The organism is Ligilactobacillus sp. WC1T17, from assembly GCA_900110005.1.
GTDB lineage: Bacteria > Bacillota > Bacilli > Lactobacillales > Lactobacillaceae > Ligilactobacillus > Ligilactobacillus ruminis_A.
In genome coordinates, this window is the sequence record FOCC01000004.1 from 96,129 (window position 1) to 117,955 (window position 21,827).

The 21,827-nt window shown below is 39.4% G+C and carries 19 protein-coding genes and 1 other annotated feature; of the genes, 13 read left to right on the forward strand and 6 right to left on the reverse strand.

Translation table 11 applies throughout. From position 1 onward, the window contains the following. Positions 1–182 precede the first annotated feature (182 nt). Both BMX26_RS03650 and BMX26_RS03655 read left to right on the forward strand, forming a co-directional pair. Positions 183–1,328 (forward strand): D-alanine--D-alanine ligase family protein, encoded by a 1,146-nt coding sequence (locus BMX26_RS03650; RefSeq protein ID WP_075530101.1) that lies wholly within the window; start codon positions 183–185, stop codon positions 1,326–1,328. 64 nt (positions 1,329–1,392) lie between these two features. Next, the gene (locus BMX26_RS03655) at positions 1,393–2,799 is read left to right on the forward strand and encodes a glycerophosphodiester phosphodiesterase family protein (protein WP_075530102.1); all 1,407 of its coding nucleotides are present in this window, start codon (positions 1,393–1,395) and stop codon (positions 2,797–2,799) included. Between the two features lie 35 nt (positions 2,800–2,834). Here the strand turns inward: BMX26_RS03655 and BMX26_RS03660 are convergent, their stop codons facing one another. From BMX26_RS03660 to BMX26_RS03670, 3 genes are all read right to left on the reverse strand, one after another. Then, the gene (locus BMX26_RS03660) at positions 2,835–3,308 is read right to left on the reverse strand and encodes a universal stress protein (RefSeq protein WP_075530103.1); all 474 of its coding nucleotides are present in this window, start codon (positions 3,306–3,308) and stop codon (positions 2,835–2,837) included. Positions 3,309–3,396: 88 nt separating this feature from the next. Beyond that, positions 3,397–3,690 (reverse strand): hypothetical protein, encoded by a 294-nt coding sequence (locus BMX26_RS03665; RefSeq protein ID WP_075530104.1) that lies wholly within the window; start codon positions 3,688–3,690, stop codon positions 3,397–3,399. A 281-nt stretch (positions 3,691–3,971) separates the two neighbouring features. Continuing rightward, the gene (locus BMX26_RS03670; protein WP_075530105.1) at positions 3,972–5,267 is read right to left on the reverse strand and encodes a replication-associated recombination protein A; all 1,296 of its coding nucleotides are present in this window, start codon (positions 5,265–5,267) and stop codon (positions 3,972–3,974) included. Positions 5,268–5,391: 124 nt separating this feature from the next. Here BMX26_RS03670 and BMX26_RS03675 point away from each other — a divergent pair, with 124 nt between their 5' ends. Both BMX26_RS03675 and BMX26_RS03680 read left to right on the forward strand, forming a co-directional pair. Beyond that, positions 5,392–7,413 carry a bifunctional glutamate--cysteine ligase/glutathione synthetase gene (locus tag BMX26_RS03675; protein ID WP_225355197.1) on the forward strand — a complete coding sequence of 674 codons (2,022 nt, stop codon included), beginning with the start codon at positions 5,392–5,394 and terminating at the stop codon, positions 7,411–7,413. A 102-nt stretch (positions 7,414–7,515) separates the two neighbouring features. Beyond that, a complete protein-coding gene (locus BMX26_RS03680; RefSeq protein WP_075530106.1) occupies positions 7,516–8,514 on the forward strand; it encodes a Gfo/Idh/MocA family protein in 999 nt (332 codons plus the stop codon). Between the two features lie 34 nt (positions 8,515–8,548). Here the strand turns inward: BMX26_RS03680 and BMX26_RS03685 are convergent, their stop codons facing one another. The 3 genes from BMX26_RS03685 to BMX26_RS03695 form a co-directional block, all read right to left on the reverse strand. Beyond that, positions 8,549–8,989 carry a YueI family protein gene (locus tag BMX26_RS03685; RefSeq protein ID WP_075530107.1) on the reverse strand — a complete coding sequence of 147 codons (441 nt, stop codon included), beginning with the start codon at positions 8,987–8,989 and terminating at the stop codon, positions 8,549–8,551. Positions 8,990–9,047: 58 nt separating this feature from the next. Then, on the reverse strand, positions 9,048–9,656 hold the full coding sequence (rpsD, locus tag BMX26_RS03690; RefSeq protein ID WP_075530108.1) for a 30S ribosomal protein S4: 609 nt from the start codon (positions 9,654–9,656) through the stop codon (positions 9,048–9,050). A 207-nt stretch (positions 9,657–9,863) separates the two neighbouring features. Continuing rightward, the gene (locus BMX26_RS03695; RefSeq protein WP_075530109.1) at positions 9,864–10,316 is read right to left on the reverse strand and encodes a GAF domain-containing protein; all 453 of its coding nucleotides are present in this window, start codon (positions 10,314–10,316) and stop codon (positions 9,864–9,866) included. Positions 10,317–10,443: 127 nt separating this feature from the next. Between BMX26_RS03695 and BMX26_RS03700 the strand changes: the two genes are divergently transcribed. The 9 genes from BMX26_RS03700 to BMX26_RS03740 all read left to right on the forward strand — a co-directional run bounded on the left by BMX26_RS03700 (position 10,444) and on the right by BMX26_RS03740 (position 21,770). Then, the gene (locus BMX26_RS03700) at positions 10,444–12,135 is read left to right on the forward strand and encodes a septation ring formation regulator EzrA (RefSeq protein ID WP_075530110.1); all 1,692 of its coding nucleotides are present in this window, start codon (positions 10,444–10,446) and stop codon (positions 12,133–12,135) included. A gap of 100 nt (positions 12,136–12,235) precedes the next feature. Then, on the forward strand, positions 12,236–13,384 hold the full coding sequence (locus BMX26_RS03705) for a cysteine desulfurase family protein (RefSeq protein WP_075530111.1): 1,149 nt from the start codon (positions 12,236–12,238) through the stop codon (positions 13,382–13,384). Positions 13,385–13,401: 17 nt separating this feature from the next. Then, positions 13,402–14,619 carry a tRNA uracil 4-sulfurtransferase ThiI gene (gene thiI / locus BMX26_RS03710; protein WP_075530112.1) on the forward strand — a complete coding sequence of 406 codons (1,218 nt, stop codon included), beginning with the start codon at positions 13,402–13,404 and terminating at the stop codon, positions 14,617–14,619. 46 nt (positions 14,620–14,665) lie between these two features. Beyond that, positions 14,666–14,873, forward strand: a binding site (T-box leader). A 62-nt stretch (positions 14,874–14,935) separates the two neighbouring features. Beyond that, the gene (locus tag BMX26_RS03715) at positions 14,936–17,602 is read left to right on the forward strand and encodes a valine--tRNA ligase (RefSeq protein WP_075530113.1); all 2,667 of its coding nucleotides are present in this window, start codon (positions 14,936–14,938) and stop codon (positions 17,600–17,602) included. A gap of 74 nt (positions 17,603–17,676) precedes the next feature. After that, positions 17,677–18,984: a bifunctional folylpolyglutamate synthase/dihydrofolate synthase gene (locus BMX26_RS03720; RefSeq protein WP_075530114.1), complete on the forward strand. Its 1,308-nt coding sequence runs from the start codon at positions 17,677–17,679 to the stop codon at positions 18,982–18,984. Continuing rightward, on the forward strand, positions 18,974–19,639 hold the full coding sequence (locus BMX26_RS03725) for an HAD family hydrolase (RefSeq protein ID WP_075530115.1): 666 nt from the start codon (positions 18,974–18,976) through the stop codon (positions 19,637–19,639). Before BMX26_RS03720 ends, BMX26_RS03725 begins: the two co-directional genes overlap by 11 nt. 38 nt (positions 19,640–19,677) lie before the next feature. Then, entirely contained in the window at positions 19,678–20,349 is a 672-nt protein-coding gene (gene radC / locus BMX26_RS03730; protein ID WP_075530116.1) for a RadC family protein, read from the forward strand. Positions 20,350–20,362: 13 nt separating this feature from the next. Then, positions 20,363–20,572 (forward strand): cold-shock protein, encoded by a 210-nt coding sequence (locus BMX26_RS03735; protein ID WP_075530117.1) that lies wholly within the window; start codon positions 20,363–20,365, stop codon positions 20,570–20,572. A 193-nt stretch (positions 20,573–20,765) separates the two neighbouring features. Then, entirely contained in the window at positions 20,766–21,770 is a 1,005-nt protein-coding gene (locus BMX26_RS03740; protein ID WP_075530118.1) for a rod shape-determining protein, read from the forward strand. Positions 21,771–21,827: the final 57 nt, after the last annotated feature.

The following is a 21,827-nucleotide window of genomic DNA, read 5'->3' on the forward strand; positions in this document are numbered from 1 at the left end:
TTATAAACTTTGATGAATTTATTGATAAAATTGTGAATAAATAAAGCGCTATAAGCCTTTATTTAAGGCACTATCAGCTAAATAAAAAAATGTGCAAATTTTTAGTGATTTAATTTATAACTTATTGTATAATAAATACAACCGTATAAGAAAATTTTATCTATAGAGGATGATATTAGATTATGTCAGAAAAATTACACATTGCATTATTATTTGGGGGCAATTCATCAGAACACGACGTTTCCAAGCGTTCTGCCCACACGGTTTACGATGCATTAGATAAAGATAAATATGAAGTTTCTGTTTTCATGTTTACTAAGCAAGGCTTTTTACTTGGTAATGAAGCTTCAATGAAGATTTTCAATGGTGAACCAGAAGATAGCGTAGTTGCTCAAGCAACTAAAGATGTTGATTTCTCCAATCCATTGGCTAACATTCAAAGTTTATCAGAAGTTAAAGATATTGATTTGTTCATCCCTGTTATTCACGGCAATATGGGTGAAGATGGTACTGTCCAAAGTTTGTTCCGCTTGCTCAATAAGCCTTACATTGGTAGCGGTATTACATCATCTGCGATTTCCTTTGATAAAGATTTGACTAAACAATTATTGACTTACCATGGTATCCGTAATACCAAGTATGTTGTGGTTACACCGGAAAATCAAGCAGAATTCACTTATGAAAAGTGTGCGGCTCAATTGGGTGAAACGTTATTTATCAAGCCAGCACGCCAAGGTTCTTCTGTTGGGATTCACAAGGTTTCAAATAAAGAAGAATTCGATAAAGCTATTCAAGACGGTTTCCATTACGATTACAAGGTGTTGGTTGAAGAAACGATTGCCAACCCACGTGAAGTTGAATGTTCTGTTTTAGGCAACCGTGATATCAAAGCTTCTAAGCTTGGTGCTATTCAAGTTCCTAAGGAAGATGCTTTCTACGATTACAACAATAAATTTGTTGATGCTTCTGGTGTGGTCTTTGAAATCCCAGTTGAATTGCCTGAAAAATTAACCAAGGAAATTCAACAAATGTCCCTTGATGCTTTCCGTGTCTTAGATAACCGCGGCTTGGCTCGCATGGACTTCTTAGTTGACGAAAATGATGTGCCATACTTTGGTGAAGTTAATACTTTGCCAGGCTTCACTAATATCTCACTTTACCCACAATTATGGGCTGTATCGGGTATTAAATATAAAGACTTGCTTAACCGCTTAATTCAACTTGCCTTTGATGAATTTGAAGCAAATGGCAAACTCCACTATGATTTTGTCGAATTAGGTTCAGAACATTTAGGTGAAGGCTTGTTGACAGCCGACGATAAAAAATAAATAATAAAAAGGAACTGGTTATCAGTTCCTTTTTTTGTTTATAAATTAAGATGGGGTGAAAATATTGGCGCAATTAACGAAAATGGTGGATTTAAAAATTTTAGCCGTTTTATTTTTAGGTGCGGATATCATAACGATGACTAGCCAAGGCGCGTTGTTTGCTTTGTTAGCAGTGGTAATTACCTTTGACGGCATTATTTTGCAGCTAAATCATCAGCTTAATGCCAAAGGCTGGCTGCGCTTGTTTTTTTTGAGCCCTTTAAGGATCATTTTTTTAGGACCGTTATTTTTGCATGCCATGTTTCAACTTTCTTTAAGCAGTCAAAAGCAAAATGTTTTATTCCTTTACCGGCATCAAATAGCCTTGGGTATCTTTAGCAGCTGGCTTTTGTGGAGCTTAGCAGCTGCAATTTTTTTAAAGCGTCAAAAAAAGTTAAGACCTTTTTTAAGAGCGCTGTTCATTAGTTTAATAGGCGGCTTCCTGCTTATTTTAGCCGAAAGTTCCGTTTTAATGCTAGTGGCTAGTAAGATTTTAGCTGCTTTATTTTTAGCGCTTGTTTGGCTTTATCTTTTAGGGGCTAATGGCTGGCTAATTTTTAGCCTAGTTTCACCGCCCAAAAATGCGGCGGTGGTAAAGTCCATTCCCAAACCCTGGCTTTTGCTGTGCTTAAGTCTGGCATTGGGGGTGCGGACAGGCTTTTTTTATCAGCAATTGCAGGACGGACAACCGCATAAGATGCTGGTGATTGCCCACCGCGGGGTAAACAGTGCCCATGATTTTCCAAATCATACGACTAGTTTAACCACCACGGCGGCAAAATTGCATCCAAGTTATAGCGAATTAGATATTCGTCAAACTAAAGATCAGCATTTTGTGGTGAGCCATGATGATTTTTTCAAGTTAAAAGGGCAGGATGTGTCTTTAGAAAAAGCTGCCTTAAGCCAGGTGATTCATCCGCGCAGAAAACTTAGTTTAGAAACTTATCGCATTTATTTAGCTAAGGCCTTGCAAATTAAACAGCCTTTGCTGACTGAATTTAAGACCAATGGCAATAGTCAAGCGATGGTTGACAGCTTTTTTAAGCAATTTGGTAGCCAGGTTCAAAAAAACCGCGGGATGGTGCATTCCATTGATTATACAGCGGTACGGCAGACTAAAAAAAGCGCTCCACACCTTAAAGTTGGTTGGGTTATGCCATTTACGGTATTTTATCCGCCTAAATGTAGGGCCGATTTTTATTCAGCTAACATAACTTTATTAAATCGAACCTTTATTAAAAAAGCCCATCAAGAGCACAAAGAAGTTTATGCTTGGACCGTCAATAGCCGCTTTCAGACTGTTTATGCCTACCTTTTAGGCTGTGACGGGCTGATTACTGATCATGGCAGTCAGGTGAAAAAATGGCTTAAACTCACGCCAAAAGAGCAGCTGTTAGGGAAGTTTTATCTAAATTTATGGCTGCTGCACTAAAAAAGGCCGGGAATTTTAATCCCAGCCTTTTTAATTTATTTTTTCTTAGTGTCAATTTTGTTTTCAAGGTTAGTTCTAACCACTAAGACATCACACGGAGCAACCCGGGTGACATATTCGGTTACTGAACCGATTAACAATCTTTCAACGGCATTCAAACCGGTAGCACCGATAACAATTAAATCAGTGTCTTCATCTTTAGGAATATCACGGGCAATTACAGCCTTAGGAGCACCATATTCAACCGTAGCAGTAATATTTTCTACGCCGGCTGCTTTAGCATCGGCAATATATCCATCCATGGTTTGTTGTGCTGTTTCAGTAACTTGATCGACCATGGCCGTATCAAAACTGGAAATATTTTGGAAAGCACGTGTATCAACAACATGAACCAAGTGAATTTTGGCAGCGTCATTACGTTTAGCTATGGCCACAGCTTTTTTGAAAGCTAATTCAGCTTCACGAGAACCATCAACAGGAACGAGAATGTTTTTATAATTTTGTAACATCTGAATCACCCTTTCTTTACTTTCATATTAATTTTACTTTATTTAAGCCAAAAAATAAAGTGAAAACGCTCACTTTATTTGAAAAAAGTTAATTTCCCATGGAATAGGCCAGCATAACTAAAGATAAGCTCGAGGCAAAGACGGCATCTAAAATGAGCATGACGATTTTAAATAGCAGTAAATTTGTAAAAGCTGAAATAATGCTCAAACAGCCGCAAAAAAGCAAAATAAGGCCTAAAACCTGCATAATTTTAGCCAGCGAGGGATCTTTTTCAGGGTGGAAAATAATAACTTGCCGGTTGCGGTGGCTAAAGACATAAAAACCTAAAAAGGCCACAATTAAGCCTAGGACAACTAATAAAACAGTCGCAGCTTGCTGCATAGAATCAATCCTTTGTCTAAAAATAAAAAAGCGGCCAAGAAAAACTCGGTCGCTTGAAAATCCGCAGTGCCGTAACAACTCCTGTAGTTGAACCCGCGTGTATGCAGGAAAATGCACCCCTACCAAGACTTGTGGTTACCACGTGAAATGGTCTGCCAGCTATCTTGAGATCCGGATGACAAACATGTTAGTTGTTCGGTCAACCTTACATTATGGAGCTTTGCGCACACCTCAGAAATTCCACCATTATCTTAGCATAGCTAATCGATAATTTCAAATTTTTAGTTTGGCTTTTTTAAATCCTGCGAAGTAAAGCGTGCTTTTTGCAAGGCTGAATATTGCTGTTTTAAGGCTTGTTCAAAGGAACCGTTTTCTTTTGGATGGTAGTAATTTTTATTAAGCAGCCCATCAGGCAAGTATTGCTGTTTTACCCAATCATGTGGAAAATCATGTGGGTATTGGTAGTTAACACCGTGGCCTAAAGCGCTAGCCCCTTTAAAGTGGGCGTCTTTTAAATGGTCCGGAACAGCACCCGCCAGTCCCTTTTTAATATCAGCTAAAGCATTGTCAATTGCCAAGACACCGGAATTAGATTTAGGCGATAAGCATAATTCAATCACGGCATCTGCTAAGGGAATCCTAGCTTCGGGTAAGCCTAATTTTTCAGCTGCGGTGACGGCAGCCACGGTTCGCTGGCAGGCGGGAGGGTTAGCTAAGCCGATATCTTCGTAAGCAATAACTAAAAGTCTCCGCATTACACTGATTAAATCGCCGCTTTCTAAGAGGCGCGCCATGTAATGCAAGGCAGCATTGACATCCGAGCCGCGAATAGATTTTTGAAAAGCGGAAATGACATCATAATGGGCGTCACCGTCTTTATCTTGAGTTAAAGTCTTTTTTTGCAGACATTCTTCGATTATGGGCAGGGTTAGATGAATGGTTCCAAAGTCATCTGGCGGAGTCGATAAAGCAGCCAATTCCAAGCCGTTTAAAGCACTTCTTAAATCACCGTTGGTAGCATGGCAAAGATGCTCTAAAGCGTCAGGGTCAAGCTTTAAATTTTTTTTACCTAACCCGCGGTCGGAATCTTTAATAGCACGGTTCAGGGCAATCTTTAAATCAGCCGGTGTCAGGGGTTTTACTTCGAAAATTTGAGTTCGGCTGCGGATGGCAGGATTGATTGAAATATAAGGATTTTCGGTGGTAGCGCCGATTAAAATAATTTTGCCCGATTCGAGTAGGGGTAACAAAAAATCTTGTTTAGGTTTGGTTAGGCGGTGGATTTCATCTAGCATTAAAATAACAGTTCCACTCATTTTGGCTTCTGTGGCCACATCTTCTAAAGCTTTTTTAGAATCAGTAGCGGCATTGATAATACGAAAAGCGTACTTAGTTGAGCCGGCAATTGCACTGGCGATACTGGTCTTGCCGGTTCCCGGAGGTCCATATAAAATCATTGATGATAAAAGTTTGGCGTCAACCATGCGATGAATAATTTTACCTTTGGCGACCAAGTGCTGCTGGCCGACAACTTCATCCAAATTTTGGGGACGCATTCTGAATGCGAGTGGTTTCAATTTTTTTGCCTCCTTTGCTGTTATTTTACAGCTTTTTTGGTTGAAACTAAAGTGATTAGATTAATGTTTAATGGGCTGACTTTTGGTATAATAATGGTGATAATTTGTACAAAGGGTGATAAACGTGAAATTTGATGAAATCGGAAATGTCATGCAAAGAGAAAATTTAATCGAAGCTCTTAATAATATTACTTGGAAAGTTTCACGTCCAAGGCAGGTGGTTACAGCCAATTTAAAATTAGCTGTTTTGCCGGTTGAAAAAAAGACACCATGTCTTGTAACTGATAAGTCAACCCTTACTTTGACTACCAGATCGTGGCTCAATGCTGCTAAAACGCTTGAAGATATTAATTTACAAGAAGATATTATTCAAAAAGAACTTCCGCAAAATACCTTTTTGTGGACAGTGTCCAACCGCTTGGCTAAAAAAGGTCCCAAAAGCGTTCCGGCTTTCTTGTTAAGAGTGCCCGAAGGTTTGTTTCAAGCCCTGTATGAGGCTGAATTTAAACAAACCCAGGTGGGTTATTTAACATTCAGAAATCAGGTTTACCTCAAAGTATTGCGGGGGTTCGTAGCTAATCGCTGGTTTTTAGAAAAGATATTCGGATTAAGCCCTTATGATTTTGCTAAAGGTGAAGTTGAAGGTAAAGCAGCGCCTAAACGTACGGCGTCCAATGCGTTAGACCTGGCTGAAGAAAAGCAGGCGTCCAGCTTGAATTATCTGTCGATAGATAAATACCTGCAAACAACTGACGGTGAAAACACCGATAAAATAATGCCTTATGGGGCTTACTTGCAGTTAGATGAGTTAAAAACCAAAGGAATCCAGGCTTTAAAAATCGAAGCACTTGATTATGATTTGACCAAAAGAGGCGGCATTAATCTTTTGATGCTAACGACGCTGGAATTGATGGCCGGTTATTTTTTGATGATGGAAAGTGTCAGTCAAGAAGATATTGACCAGGGTCGGATTTTAGCTCAGCAAACAGCGCTTGAAAGTCCTTATGCCAAGGATAATTTAAAACAAGCCCAGCTTTTTTTGGCCGAATTAGCTCATTTTGCAGCACAAGTTCCTTATGCCAATGCGCAAAAGACGTTGGATAGTTTGGCTTACCGCTTAAAGTCGCCTGAAAATACACCCGCAGCGAAGTTTTTACTTAATTTAGGTAATTATACGGCTCAAACGTTCATTTTAAATCAAAGTAAAAATGACCGCCAACACCCACAGACAGTGGCTTTAGACACTAACAGTTACCGCTTGCTGGCAGAGGCGCTGTTAGCAGGTGAGGATTATCAGCTGATTTTAAATGAAGAAGGCATTATTCAGGTCAAAAACAAGTTAGTCAAACACGGCTTGCAAACGAGTTCAAACAGTGCTTTGATGACTGAATTGTGGCAAAATAAGCAAGTGGCCAAAGCCTTGGTCCAAAACGCTGGTTTTACCACACTAGAGGATGTTGAAATTCATAGCAAAGCTGAATTTGAAAAATATTTTCCTCAATTTGAAGGATTGGCCGTGGTTGTTAAAAATGCGCGCAACCTTTCCGATGAAAAGACCATGCTATTTAGATTGCCGCCAGCTAAGGAAACATTGTGGAATTGTGTGCAGGCTTATCTTAAAGCAGGCCAAGTGCCATTAATTGAAGCTGTGATTCCAGGGTCAACTTATCGAGCTTTATTCTTCCAAGATGAGCTCTTAAGTGTGGTTGAGCGCTTGCCTAAGAGTGTTGTTGGAGATGGACACAAGACTTTAAGTCAGCTGATTACTTTAAAAAACTTAACCTTAGGAGCCAGCGAAAAAGCTACACTTGCGGTGCAAGGCTGGGGGATGGATACGATTATTCCGCGTGGTACAGAAGTTTTATTGCGATATGATGCTACAGTTGGCACTGGCTGCCGTAGTCTTGAAGTCTTGGATGAACTTGATAGCAGCTACGTCAAGCCGTTAAAAGCGTTAGCTCAGGCCTTGAAGTTGCATGATGGCGCTTTAGATGTAGTTATCCCAAATATTTATCAGCCGTTTAATCCTAAAGAAGCTAAAATGCTGATTTTTTTGAGTGCTCATCCAACCACACCGCTGGAAATGCATGAAAATGTTGTTTTTGGTCCACAAAATATTGCTGTCAAAATTTTAGAACGCTTATAAGAAAAGACGGTTTACATCAAAGTAAACCGTCTTTTTGTGCTGGGAAAAGCTTTAGAAAACGCTTTAAAAATGCTAAAATAAGGTATCCAAGGAGGGACTTTTATGATTAAATTAGGTATTATCGGTACAGGCGGGATTGCGCAATTATTTGTGGATGCAGCTCAAAAATCAGATTATTTTAAATTGACGACGGTTTATTCACGCCATGAAGAAACAGGTCAGGCGTTTTTAAAAGAAAATAATGTATCAGGAGACATCTACACAGACTTGGAGCGTTTTTTTGCTGAAGGCGATTTTTCAGCTGTTTATATTGCTTCGCCTAATAGTTTACATTTTGCTCAAGCTAAAGCAGCTATTTTGGCTGATAAGGATGTCATCGTTGAAAAACCTTTTGTGATTAATCCTACCCAGTGGCAGCTGTTATACGATCTGCACCAAAAACATCCAGATTATTTAATTTTTGAAGCAGCCCGCCATTTTCATGAGGAAGCTTTTAAGGCCGTCAGTGAAACTTTACCTTCTTTAGGGAAGATTCAAGGTGCCAATTTGACTTATATGAAATATTCATCCAAATATGACAGCTATTTGGATGGGAAAAAACCGAATATCTTTACCAGTAAATTTGCCGGTGGAGCGTTGCAGGATTTAGGCGTTTATATGATTTACGATGCAATTGCTTGGTTTGGCAAGCCAAAAGAAGCTTGCTACCACGCCCGCATGCTCCCTAGCGGGGTTGATAAGATGGGAACCATTTTATTGACCTATCCAGATTTTGATGTCACTATCCATATTGGTAAAACATCCAATTCTTATCTGCCTAGTGAAATTTATGGCGGCCAGGAAACCATTGTAATGGATAACGCGGCTGATTTGCATGAAGTCAAATTAGTGGGGCCTAAAGCTGAAATGGTGATTGCTAAAAGATCAGCAGCGGAAAATCCGTTGTTGCAAGAAGCACAAGCCTTTGGCAAAGTTTTGGAAACAAGAGATCAAAAAGCTAGGCAAGTAGCAGAAAAATGGTTGGAAACCAGTCGACTGGTTAATGAAACCCTTTATGCTTTACGCCAAGATAGTGGAATTGTGTTTGATGACGAAAAATAAATAAAAGCCCAGAAGTTATGCTTCTAGGCTTTTATTAGTTGAAAAAATGTTGCCAAAAATCTTTTTTGACGCTTTTTTGCGGGCTTTTTTCAGGGTAGCAGGTTAAAAAATCAACTTCAGTTTTGTTCAAAGCTTCTTTTTTAGCACAAAAAACCACGGCAAAATCCTGGGGACCGTTTTTAAGTGTGGAATCGGAGTTTAATTTAAAAGCGACTCGCTTGCTGGTGGCCAAATGAATTAACTTAGAACTGATTGAATCGGCTAATTTACCGTTAATTAGCAATAAATAATCAGGGTGCAAGTCCATTTCAGCTGCCAAAGCATCGAGTAAATTATCAGCTTGGCTTTGGTCAAAAGTAACAGTTAAATCAACCCGTTCACGAAAAGTTCCCAAGTATTTGCGTCTTTCATCAGGATTAACTTGCGGTGTACCATAGAGGCCTTGATTTAAATGATTTTCTAAATTTAAACTCATGCATAATCCCTTCTGTAAAAAAAAGGCTGGAGAAATTCCAACCTTTTGATATCTAGAATTAAAGCTTGTTGTAATATTCAACAACTAAGGCTTCGTCGATGTTAGCATCGAGTTCTTCACGTTCTGGCAAACGAACCAAAGAACCTTCCATCTTGTTTTCGTCAAATGAAACGAAAGCTGGACGGCCAACAACGCTTTCCAAAGCATCCTTAACAACTTGAAGGTTCATAGAACGTTCGCGCAAGGAAATAACTTGGCCTGGTGTAACTTCGTATGATGGAATATCAACGCGCTTGCCATCAACAGTGATGTGGCCATGGTTTACCAATTGACGGGCTTGACGACGAGTAGTAGCCAAACCTAAACGATAAACGATATTGTCTAAACGGCGTTCCAAAAGAATCATGAAGTTGTCACCGTGCTTACCTTCGCGAATCTTGCCAGCCTTAACGAAGAGGTTAGCAAATTGACGTTCTGATAAGCCATATGTCATACGAAGCTTTTGCTTTTCGCGTAATTGCATTCCGTATTCGGAAAGCTTACGACGGTTGTTTTGACCATGTTGGCCTGGTGCGTATGGACGACGAGCTAATTCTTTACCTGTACCTGAAAGGGAAATGCCTAAACGACGAGAAACCTTCCAAGATGGACCTGTATAACGTGACATTAAAAATTCCTCCAATAATTTGTTTGGAGTAAAATAATCCGTGTGAGTTTAGTATTCGTGCATTTTGTTTTGCGATGTTCACCCTTGCAGCCGAAGGGGTACTAGTTCGAACCAAAACGGCAACAAAATGTTGACGTTCTTACCGCTCACTGCTGCATTATTTTACACAAAGTGTAGCATAGCAGAAAGCAGAGACAATGTCAATGATTAAGATAGATGTTTTAATAAAATTTGGGCAAAAGCACTTAATGTTGCCTCATCATCAGCGCTGAAGCGGTTTTTGACAGGTGAATCAAGATCCATGACGCCAATTTTTTGACCATCCTTGGTTAAAGGTACGACGATTTCAGCGTTTGAAGCTGAGTCACAGGCAATGTGTCCTTTAAAGGTATGCACGTCAGCGACACGCAGGATTTTTTGCTCAGCTAAGGCCGTTCCGCAAACGCCGGCCTTATTTTTAATATGCATGCAGGCGACTTTGCCTTGAAAAGGTCCTAAGTAAAGTTCATCTTGTTTTTGATCGTAGAGGTAAAATCCGGCCCAATTTAGATCAGGCAAGCTGTCATACAAAAGGGCTGAAGCATTGGCTAAATTTGAAATGAGGTTCGTTTCACCAGTCAATAAAGCATCCAGTTGGTCAAGTAAAAGTTGATTTTTCATATTATCCTCCCTATTTTTTACTGTTTCATATTTGTTGATATGATATAATGATGTAAGTATTGTAAACAGAAAAAAACGTGAAAGCAAGCATTTTGCAATGAATTTGGAAGTTTGAGGGGCGAGAAGTATGGTAGTAGGATTGACGATTATCGTCACATTGGCGGTCATTGGCTATATTGCAGCAGCTATTATTAGACATCAATATACAAATCAAGCAGAAACAATAGAGTTTCAGATTGATGACTTAGCGCAAAAATCACTTGATAGTCAAATGGCAGAGATTAGTAAAATTGCCCTTTCAGGGGACAGTCTCAAGGAAGTTGAAAATATGGACAATTCTTACCGCTATTTGATGAATCGGCGTTTACCTGAAATTACGGAAGAATTAGCTGATATTAAAGAACAGCTGGCTTCATTTAAATTATTCCAAATCAAAGGCCAGTTGCAGATGACCGAAAAAAAACTGGCTGATGCTAAGAGTCAATACCAAGAACTGGCTAATAAAATTTCACGGCTTAAAAAGCAGGCTTTGGATTATCAAAAGGCGGTCACTGAGCTGAAAGAAAAATATCAAGCGATGCGCAAGACGCTTTTAACCAAGAATTTTTCGTATGGTCCAAGTGCTAAAAACTTAGAAGCACAGCTTAAGGCGTTGGAGGGAAAATTTGAGGAATATCTTAAGGTTCTTGAAAGCGGTGATTTAAAGCAAACAGATAAACTGCTCAAAGAATTAAGAGCTGATACCTATACGCTAGGGATGGCGTTAGATAAACTGCCAAATATTTACCGTAATTTTAAGAACGTTTATCCTGATCAAATTGCTGAATTAAAATCTGCCTTAGAAAAGATGGACACAGATGGATACGGCTTTGAAATTGATACCAAGCAATTAATAGCCAAAATTGATCAGCAATTAGCGGGGTTAACCAAGGCTTTAGATGACGTCGAACTCGAAGCTTGTGAAGAGCTTGACCTTAAACTACATGATGATATTGAAAGTTTATATACAGAAATTGAAAAAGAATATAGTGCGCGCTTGCACTTTGAAAAGAGACTGCCGACTTTTAGACAATTTTTAGAACACGCCGTGCAGCAAGAAAACAAATTATTGGTTGAATTGGATCATTTAAGCAATAATTATCTCTTGAATCATCATGAACAAGAAGATGCCCATGACTTAAATAAACAATTAGCCCGGATTCAAAAGCGTTTGGAGGATTACAATCGCCGCGATTTGGAAGAAAAAATCTGCTATTCTGATCAATTAGCTCTTTTGAAGCAGGATACGGCTAGTTTAACAGAAATTGAGCAAAAGCAAAAGGCGATTGCTGACAGCGTGGCTTCTTTGTTCCAAGATGAAAAAGAAGCTAAAAATGCGATTCAAAATTTTGATGCTGAAATGCATCGCTTAAAGCGGTCTTTGGATAATTTAAATCTGCCGGGACTGCCTGGTGAATATAATGAATACTTTTTAAGGGTTTCACATGAAGTCGTAGCCTTGGCTAAGTTATTGAATCAAGAACAAATTGATATGGATCAAATTGAAAAAGAATTGCTTAATACCCAATCTGATCTTGATGCTTTGACAAAGAAAACCCAAGAGATTATTGACGCTTCAACTTTAGCACAAGAATGCTTCCAATATGCCAACCGCTACCGCCATAAGTATCCGGCAGTGGCTAAGGCCCAACAAGAAGGAATGGACTTGTTTGAACACTGCCAATATATCGAATCACTGGATGTGATTGCTCAAGCTTTAGAACAGGTTGAAGAAGGTTCTTATAAGCGTCTGGAACAAAATTATAAGCAACAACACTAAAGCAGGGTAAAGCCTGCTTTTTTATTTAGGTTATTTGCTTGTATTTTTACTTTTAATTAGTTAGAATGATAAAGAATGTCAATAAAAGAAAGGGTTCGTCATGATATATTTTGATAATAGTGCGACTACTAAAGTCACACAAGAAGTTTTAAAGACATATCAAACTGTTTCAGAAAAGATTTGGGGTAACCCGTCTTCTTTGCACAACTTGGGAGAAACTGCCTTTCATTTGCTTGAACAAGCGCGTAGTCAGGTAGCTGCCTTGCTTGAAAAAAAGCCATCTGAAATTTATTTCACCAGTGGCGGGACTGAAAGTGATAATTGGGCTATCAAAGGGACTGCAATTGAAAAACATATTTATGGTAAACATTTAATCACAACTAATGTGGAACATCCAGCGGTTATCAATACAATGAAACAACTGGAAAAATTAGGCTTTGAAGTAACCTATCTGCCGGTTGATGAAACAGGTCGGATTAATTGTGATGATTTAAAAAAAGCTATCCGCAAAGATACAATTTTAGTATCGATTATGGCCGTTAATAATGAAGTTGGGGCCGTACAACCGCTTAATGAAGTCAGTGAAATCTTAAAGCAATATCCGCGGATTCATTTCCATGTGGATGCGGTGCAGGCTGTTGGCAAAGGCTTAAGAGAGATGCTGCTTAACGACCGGATTGATATGCTTTCTTTATCAGGGCATAAATTTCATGCTCCGCGTGGAATTGGGATTATGTACAAAAAAAAAGGCCGCATGGTGGCGCCTTTACTGACGGGTGGCGGGCAAGAAAAAAATCTTCGTTCCGGCACAGAAAATTTGCCTGCCATTGCGGGAATGTCTAAGGCATTGCGCTTAGTTATCGAAAATGAAGCTGAGCATGTCAAAAAACAGCAGGCTATCAAGGAAAAAATTTATGATCACTTGGCACAATTTGAAAAAGTAACCATCTTTTCTAACCGAAAAGAGCATTTTGCCCCGCATATCTTGTGCTTTGCTATCCAAGGGGTACGTGGTGAGACGGTGGTTCATGCCTTTGAAAGCTATGATATCTATATTTCCACAACGAGTGCTTGCTCATCCAAAAAAGGCACTGTTTCATCAACGTTGCATGCCATGGGTGTTGCTGATAAGTTGGCTCAATGTGCTGTGCGGGTTAGCTTAGATGAAAACAACACCTTAGACCAAGCAGATGAATTTAACCGGATCTTTGATATTTTATACGATAAATTTAAAATGATTAATTCATAGTACGAAAGGAACAATTAATGCAATATACAGAAATAATGGTTCGCTATGGCGAATTATCAACTAAGGGTAAAAACCGGCGCAATTTTATTGACCGTTTGGCTTTTAACGTCCGGTCAGCCATGCATGATTTTCCAGCGCTGCAAATTAAAGCGCGTCGCGATCGGATGCACATCTATTTAAACGGTGAAGACTCCGACAAAGTGATTGCCCGCTTAAAACAAGTTTTTGGAATTCAAAATTTTTCACCTTCTTTGCGGGTTGAACGTGATGTTGAAGCTGTTAAGCAGGTTGCGGCTCAATTAGTTCAAGAAAAATTCTTTGACGGCATGACTTTTAAGGTTAATACCAGAAGATCAGACCACCACTTCATTTATGATACCAACGAATTAAATGAAATGTTAGGCGATTATATTTTGACGCATGTTCCCGGCATTAAAGTTAAGATGAAAGATCCTGACTTGACTTTACGGGTAGAAGTTAGATCTGACGGTATTTATTTGTCACATGAAAAAATTCAAGGTGCCGGCGGACTTCCAGTTGGAACGGCCGGTAAGGCGATGCTGATGCTTTCAGGTGGGATTGATTCGCCAGTAGCAGGCTATTTAGCAATGAAACGTGGTGTTGATATTGAAATGGTGCACTTCTTCAGCCCGCCATATACCAGCGAACAAGCCTTAAATAAGGCTAAGGAATTAACTGCTAAATTAACACCATATGTTGGCCGGATTCAATTTATCGAAGTTCCCTTTACGGAGATTCAAGAAACGGTTAAACATGATGTGCCATCAGGTTATTTAATGACCGTCCAACGGCGCTTTATGTTGCGGTTAACGGAAGCTTTGGCACATAAGCGTGGCGGCTTAGCCATTTTTAACGGGGAAGCTTTAGGACAAGTAGCTTCACAGACTTTGGAAAGTATGGCAGCCATCAATGATGTCACTACCATGCCTGTTTTACGTCCAGTGGTTTCTATGGATAAAAATGAAATTATCAAGATTGCTCAGCAAATTGATACTTTTGACCTTTCAATCATGCCATTTGAAGACTGCTGCACTGTTTTTGCACCACCTGCACCAAAAACCAAGCCCAAGATTGACCGAGCCCGTTACTACGAAGAAAGGCTTGATGTTGACGGCTTAATTCAACGGGCTTTAGCCGGTATTAAAGTTACTAATATCAAAATTGGCGACCACTTCATGAATGAAGATCATGATGAATTTGCTGAATTGCTGTAATTTAAAGAAAGGCTTGACGCGTCTTTAAATGCAAGCTAAAATACTCGTATAAGCTTTGAACAAGAGGGTTTAACGGTCTTAGGTCCAAGAGAGAAACGTTAGCTGTGAAGTTTCACCAATAGCCGTTAGATTGTAGCTTGTGAGCTGTTAGACTGAAATTAAGTAAGTTTGACCGGATATCAATTCGTTAACACTGATTTAAGCGGGGCATAAAAGCCCAATTTAGGTGGTACCACGGCACTGTCGTCCTATATGAGGATGATAGTGCTTTTTTTTAGCGAAGATATCTAATCATAAAAATGAAAGGATTTTTGACATGACAAAAGAAATTGAAATGTCGACCAAGTACGATCCAAGTCAAGTTGAACCTGGACGTTACGAACAATGGGTTGAAGCAGGCTTCTTCAAGCCAAGTGGTGATCCAAAAGCTAAACCATATTCAATTGTTATTCCACCGCCAAATGTTACCGGCAAGTTGCACTTGGGACATGCTTGGGATACAACGCTGCAAGATATGTTAATCCGCCAAAAACGGATGCAAGGCTTTGATACTTTATGGCTTCCAGGGATGGACCATGCTGGGATTGCTACCCAAGCCAAGGTTGAAGCTCGTTTAGCCGAAGAAGGCATTTCCCGCTATGATTTAGGCCGTGAAAAATTTGTGGCTAAGGTTTGGGAATGGAAAGATGAATATGCTTCAATTATTAAGCAGCAATGGGCTAAGCTAGGTTTATCACTGGACTATAGTCGTGAACGTTTTACTTTGGATGAAGGCTTATCTAAAGCCGTGCGCAAAGTTTTTGTGACCCTTTATAAAAAAGGCTTAATTTATCGTGGCGAATATATTATTAACTGGGATCCTAAAGCTCGTACAGCCTTATCCGATATTGAAGTTATTCATAAAGATGATAAGGGTGCCTTTTACCATGTTAAATATCCTTTTGTCGATGAAAGCCAAACCTTTAACGGCAAACATTATATTGAAATTGCTACCACCCGTCCTGAAACGATGATGGGGGATGTGGCTGTTGCTGTTAACCCTAAAGATGAACGGTATAAAGCTTTGGTCGGTAAGGAAGTTGTTTTGCCTTTGCAAGGCCGGCATATTCCAATTATTGCCGATCAATACGTTGATCCCGAATTTGGGACAGGGATGGTTAAGATTACGCCAGCCCATGACCCTAATGACTTTGAAGTCGGCAACCGTCATAACCTTGAACGCATCAACACGATGAATGAAGATGCTACGATGAATGAAAAAGCGGGTAAATATTGCGGTATGGACCGTTTTGAAGCTCGTGAAGCAATTGTTAAAGACCTGCAAGATCAAGGTTACATGTTAAATATTGAACCTATTGTACACTCTGTCGGCCACTCTGAACGGACAGGAGTTCAAGTAGAAGCACGGTTATCAACGCAATGGTTTGTCAAGATGAAGCCATTAGCTCAAGCAGCTTTGAAGAATCAACAAACTGATGATGCTGTTTCCTTTGTGCCAGAACGTTTTGAAAAGACCTTTACCCAATGGATGGAAAATATTCATGACTGGGTTATTTCACGGCAATTATGGTGGGGCCACCAAATTCCTGCCTGGTATCATAAGCAAACTGGTGAAATATATGTGGGCGAAACAGCTCCAGCTGACATTGAAAATTGGGAACAAGAAACTGATGTCTTGGATACTTGGTTTTCAAGTGCTTTGTGGCCATTTTCAACAATGGGCTGGCCAGATACAGATTCAAAAGATTATCAGCGCTACTTTCCAACCAACACCTTGGTTACAGGATACGATATTATCTTCTTCTGGGTTTCCCGCATGATCTTCCAAAGTCTTGAATTTACCGGCAAACGTCCTTTCAAGCATGTTTTATTGCACGGTTTAATTCGTGATGAACAAGGACGTAAGATGAGTAAATCCTTGGGTAACGGGATTGATCCAATGGATGTCATCGATAAATACGGGGCTGATGCTTTGCGTTGGTTCTTATCTACAGGCTCAACACCTGGTCAAGATGTGCGTTTCTCATATACGAAGATGGATGCTGCTTGGAACTTTATCAACAAGATTTGGAATGCCAGCCGTTTTGTCATTATGAACCTTGATGATGATACTAAGGCTCAGTTGCCAGATCAAAGTGAATGGCAATTAGCCGACAAGTGGATTTTGAGCCGGTTGAATAATACAGTTAAAGAAGTAACCCGCTTATTTGATGGCTTTGAATTCGGTGAAGCAGGGCGTGCTCTTTACAACTTTATTTGGAACGATTTTTGTGATTGGTACATCGAAATGGCTAAGGAAAATTTGAGCGGCGATGATCAACAATTGAAGCATAACACTCAAAATATTTTGTGCTATGTTCTAGATCAGACTTTACGCTTAATGCACCCGATTATGCCATTTGTGACCGAAAAGATTTGGCTGACGATGCCGCATGAAGGCCAATCATTAGTAACAGCTAAGTATCCAGTAAAAAATCCTGCTTTTGATAATGCGGATGCTGAAAAGCAAATGGAAAAATTGATTGATTTAATCAAAGCGGTTAGAAATAAGCGGTCCGAAGTTAATGCGCCAATGTCAAGCGCCATTGATTTATTGATTAAGACCAAAGATGACGATACTAAGGCTGTGTTTGAAAATAACATCGATTATATCAACCGCTTCTGCCACCCTAAGAAGTTAATGGTATCACCTGAGGTCAAAGCACCATCCTTAGCGATGACGGCTGTGATTACAGGGGCGGAAGTTTATATTCCTTTAGGTGATTTGGTAGATTTAAATGATGAAGTTGCCCGTTTGGAAAAGGAAGCCAAGAAGTTAGTCAGCGAAGTTACGCGCGCTGAAAAGAAGCTTTCTAACGAACGTTTTGTAGCTAATGCTCCCCAAGATGTTGTTGATGGAGAAAAGGCTAAATTGGTTGATTACCAAGCTAAATTGGCATCAACTAATGAACGTTTAGCTGAACTCAAAAATGAATTAAACTAAGCTTTAAGCACTGGAGGTAAAATGCCAGTGCTTTTTTATGTTATAATTTTCAAAACAAGGTAAAGAAGGATTATATGAATAAGCAGTATGAAGAGGCTGTCGCTTTTATTCACAGCAGACGCAAATTTACTAAAGATCCTAGTCTAAATAAAATGCGGACCATGATGGATTTGTTAGGCAATCCTGAAAAAAAGCTGAAAATGGTTCACATTACAGGTACTAATGGCAAAGGGTCGGTTACCGCTGATTTAAGGGACTTGCTTAGGGCCTGCCATTTTACCGTTGGAACCTTTACATCGCCTTTTATCGAGCGTTTCAATGAACGAATTGCCATTAATGGGCAAATGATTAGCGACCAGGAACTAGTCCAATTAGTTCAGCAAATAAAACCGGTTGTATTGGAACTTGATCAAAAATTAGGGCCAAAAGAAGGACCCAAGGAATTTGAAGTTTTAACCGCGATGATGCTGGTATATTTTGCTAAAAAGAAGGTTGACTATGTTTTGGTTGAAGTTGGCATTGGCGGGACCTTTGATTCCACCAATATTATTGATCCGCTATTATCGGTGATTACCACAGTGGCTATGGACCATGCGAAAATTTTAGGACCGACGCTGACTGATGTGGCCCAAAATAAGGCCGGTATTATCAAAGATTGGCGGCCTGTCGTTTTGGGAAGACTTCCTAAAGAAGCTTTAACAGTTATTTTGGCTAAAGCCCAAAAGACACAAAGCCGGGTTTATACATTTGGACAGGATTATCAAGCTCGTTTTAGCCAAAGTCAAGCAGATGGTGAAATTTTCAGCTACCGCTTTGAAAATAAGCATTTGGGTGAGTTCAAGACGGGGTTAAAAGGTATTTTTCAAGTTGATAATGCAGCTTGTGCTTTAACAGCCCTCTTGGTTTTAGGGCGCCTAGAGCATTTTGAAATTGACCTTGAGTTATGCCGTCAAGGGTTAGCTAAGACTTTTTGGCCAGCTCGATTTGAAAAATTAGCTGAAAAGCCGCTATTAGTGGTCGATGGCGCGCATAATCCTGCGGCAGTAGCTGTTTTAAAAGAAACGCTGAACATAGATTATGCAAAGCAAAAAATTGTTGTTATTTTAGGAATTTTAGCTGACAAGGATGCTGCTAAAATGGTGGAAATTTTACTAACAATCCCTAATGTAACCCTTATTTTGACGACTTTTAACGGTCCACGTCAAGTTATATCTCCGGGTAAATTACATGCCCGCTATAGCCAAACCTTGTTTTATGACGATTGGCATGATGCTTTAAAAGTGGCGCAAAAAAAGCAGCCGGAGCTGATTTTAATGGCAGGTTCGCTATATTTTATTTCTGAAGTTAGATCTGAAATTTTAGGAGCAGAAGATGAAAACTGAATTAGTTATTTTTGATATGGATGGCGTTATTATTGATTCTGAAAAAATGTATTTTGAATCAAGCCGTTTGGCAGCAGAAGAATTGGGAATGCAGGGATTTACGCAAGAGTACTATCGGCAATTCATCGGCGCCGGTACGGAAAATATGCTTAAAATTATGACACATCATTATGGTGATGCAGCCCTAATCGAACGTTTCAATGATTTGAGTGTTAAAAAAATCAAACCGATTGTTGAAGCCGGCAAGTTGGCTTTAAAGCCTGGCGTTAAGGAATTGTTGGCTTATTTAAAGAAAAATGGCATTCAATTTGTGCTGGCTTCCAGCAATAATAAAGCTGATATTTTATATTATTTAGCCAAACTGGGCGTGCTTGACCAATTTGAATTGATTATTTCAGCCGATGATGTGAACCAAGCTAAACCAGCCCCGGATATTTTTAACCAAGCCTTTGCTAAAGCAAAAACACAAGATAAACACAAAGCTGTTGTCATTGAAGATTCGCATAATGGTATTTTAGCAGCTAACCGGGCTGAAATCCCGGTTATCATGGTGCCTGATCAGCTTAAGCCAGGGGCTTTTGAAAAGGAGCATACAACAGCTATTTTAGATAGTTTGCTTGACGTTAAAGAATATTTGGCTAATTTAAATAGTTAGGCGAAATAATTGCGTCTTTATAATTCAGAGGTGATTATATGACGCAAGTAAAAAAAGTAACGTCAGCTGCAATTGAGCGGCAGTTGGAGCAAGCAGGCATTGAGACTTTATCTGATTTTGAGATTTTATTTTACATTTTAAATCAGCATCTGAAAGTTAGTGAAAGCCGGCAATTTTGTCAGAAATTCTTTCATAATTTTTCCAGTTTAAGTCAGCTTAATGAATTTTCAAAGCAGGATTTAGCCCAATTAGGGGATAAAAAAGCGAGCAATTTGCTGCAAATCTGCCTAGCTTTCGGAAAAAAGAGTCGGCAAACGACTTTTCTGAAGCCGGGTAAAGTCTGCTCTAGTTTAGAAATTGGCGCATATATGAGTGATAAGTATGGCGGATATAAGCAAGAAGTACTAGTAGGGGTCTTTTTAGATACTAAAAATCAGCTGATTGCACAAAAAGAGTTGTTTTTAGGAACACTGAATTCCGCGACGGTTCATCCACGAGAAGTTTTTAAATTTGCCGTTAAGTTCAGCAGTTCGAAAGTAATGATTGTCCACAATCATCCCAGCGGAGATGTAACTCCTTCGAAAAATGATCTTAATTTGACTAAAAGACTAGCTAAATGTGGTGAAATTTTAGGAATTCCCCTGCTTGACCACATAATTGTCAGCTCACAAGGATATTTGAGTTTTCGCGAAGAACGTTTAATAAAATAAGAGAGGTAAAAAAATGTTACAAGGAACAGTACGCAGTTTTGATAAGCAAAAAGGATATGGGTTTATTACGCCGGATGGCAGTAAAGAAGACTTGTTTGTCCATTATTCAGCCTTGATTGAACCGGGTTTCAAGACTTTGGAAGCTGGACAAAGAGTTGAATTTTGCGAAGTTGAGGGTAAAAAAGGTTTTCAAGCTGCCATGGTTAAAACGCTTAATGCTTAATTTTTTTTTAAAGATAATCAATAATCATGCTTTCATGTTAAATTTAACCATTCAGTAATTTAATTAGGTGAAAATGTATGCTATAATTAATCGGTGAATTTATTTTGAAAATATTTTGGAAAGTATTTTCAAAATTACTACTAAAGTTAGAAATATGCTCAGAGTTTGAGAAACATGAAGGGATGAAACAGAAGTGTTCGGAATCGGAACAAAAAATATTGGTATCGATTTAGGTACAGCAAATACAATCGTTTACGCTGAAGGTAAAGGCATCGTCTTACGTGAACCATCAGTAGTCGCAAAAAATACTAAAACAGGTGAAATTGTTTCCGTTGGTTCAGAAGCACGTGCAATGATTGGTAGAACACCAGCCAGCATCGTAGCTATCCGTCCAATGAAAGATGGTGTTATCGCTGATTATGATACAACTGTAGCCATGATGAAATATTACATTGAAAAAGCTTTAGGTCGTCGTGGTTCTAAGCCATATGTTATGGTTTGTGTGCCTAGTGGTGTTACGGAAGTGGAAAAGCGTGCCGTGATTGATGCGACTCGTATTGCCGGTGCACGTGATGCTTACGTTATTGAAGAACCATTTGCAGCTGCTATTGGTGCTGGGCTTCCTGTTATGGATCCAACCGGCAGCATGGTTGTTGATATCGGTGGCGGTACAACTGATGTTGCAACTATTTCCTTAGGCGGGATTGTTTCCAGCCGTTCAATCCGGATGGCAGGCGACAAGATTGATGATTCAATTATCTACTATGTTCGCAAGAACTATAACTTGTTGATTGGTGAACGTACAGCTGAACAACTTAAGATTGATATTGCTTCTGCTTCAGTTGAAAGAGCACGTGAATTAGAAGCTCAAACAATTCGCGGTCGTGATTTGGTAACTGGTTTGCCTAAGACAATTGAAATTAAGGCTGAAGATGTTGCCGAAGCTATTCAAGAAGTTGTTGAAGAAATCATCACAGCTATTAAGGAAACCTTGGAAGAAACATCTCCTGAAATTGCAGCTGATGTTATTGACCATGGAATTGTTTTGACTGGTGGCGGTGCTTTGTTACGCCACTTACCAGAAGTTATTTCTGAAGCAACGAAAGTTCCTGTATTTGTAGCACAAGATCCGCTTGATTGTGTAGCTGTCGGTACTGGCGAATCACTCAAGAGTATTGATGTTATGAAGAAGAAATAGACTTAGCGGTTAAGTCAGTTCAATTTAGGAGGTTGGGTTAATCGTCCAACCTCTTAA